The following is a 989-nucleotide window of genomic DNA, read 5'->3' as shown; positions in this document are numbered from 1 at the left end:
ACCGTGCAATGAGATCTTCCTGTCCAATCCGTCGCCGTGCCATGCCGACCTCCGTCCGCCGCACAATCAACGAATCATCCTCCTCGGCACGCGTCCAAGCACATCCGCGCACAGCTCTCATGAGCCACTGCGAATGGAGGCCGCTCCGGGGCAAACGCATCCGGATGGCCCCCCCTCGGGTGGCGCGGTGGCCTGCCCGTGGCGTGCCCGGACCACCACCAGCATTCCGGCACCGCATCGGTACTGCCGGGTGGCTTGCATTCCCCGCGCAAAGCCGCCATACCCCGGCCCGCGCGCCTGGGTAGCTCAGCTGGTTAGAGCACGGCACTCATAATGCCGGGGTCGCCGGTTCAAGTCCGGCCCCAGGTACCAAGCGCAGCAAGGGTGTCAGCGAAACAGCCCTTCGGTGGGAAGGCCGGCCACAATGGTCCGTGCATCCCCGTCCTTTGCATCATGTCTGCGGGCAAGCACCCGGCCGGCCCTGGGTTTGGCCGAGTACGGCTCTGCGGTGGCGACTTGGCGTTGCTCCCTCTCCCGGGTCATGGGCGAGTGGAGTCTTGCTGGACCCTGCCAGGCCTTGATGGGGGTAAAGATCACCATCTGCGCCTCGGCGCGGGAGGCGAAGCGGCGCCGGGCGAGCAACTCGCCTTCCAGCGCGGCGAGAAGCTTTTTTCCCGGACGTTCTTGGCCCGAGCCCAGGGACGGCCGGATGCCGGCATTTCCGCAAGGTTTGCCGGACGCCGGGAGCATGGATTGTGCGCCCCTGGTCGAAGTGGTGGATGGACAACCCGGGACCGGCGCTGGCCGACGGTCATCCGGAGCATATCCAGGGCAGGCGCCGGTGGGAGATGGGAAGCGGCCGCATGCGGGGCCCTGAACGACAAACGCCCCGCGGCCTGGGGCTGCGGGGCGTTTGTCGTGATATGGATGCGGGGACAGGATTTGAACCTGTGACCTTCAGGTTATGAGCCTGACGAGCTACCGGGCTG

Annotated in this window: 1 protein-coding gene and 1 tRNA gene; one reads left to right on the top strand and one right to left on the bottom strand. The window is 66.8% G+C overall.

Going from position 1 to position 989, the window contains the following annotated elements:
* Positions 1–295: 295 nt before the first annotated feature.
* Positions 296–372 (top strand) — tRNA-Met (locus LHA35_RS28335).
* A gap of 15 nt (positions 373–387) precedes the next feature.
* Here LHA35_RS28335 and LHA35_RS28330 read toward each other — a convergent pair.
* Complete coding sequence (locus tag LHA35_RS28330; RefSeq protein WP_226615238.1) at positions 388–750, bottom strand: hypothetical protein; 363 nt, start codon at positions 748–750, stop codon at positions 388–390.
* Positions 751–989: the final 239 nt, after the last annotated feature.

Origin of the sequence: Roseicella aerolata, from assembly GCF_020523605.1 — a bacterium.
GTDB classification, from domain to species: Bacteria; Pseudomonadota; Alphaproteobacteria; order Acetobacterales; family Acetobacteraceae; genus Paracraurococcus; species Paracraurococcus aerolatus.
The sequence above is the reverse complement of the archived record's forward strand: the minus strand, read 5'-3'. Positions and strand labels throughout refer to the sequence as shown.

Bases quoted from the DNA above. Each gene is read 5' to 3' on its own strand.
- LHA35_RS28330 (WP_226615238.1), bottom strand. From the start codon at position 750: ATGCTCCCGGCGTCCGGCAAACCTTGCGGAAATGCCGGCATCCGGCCG.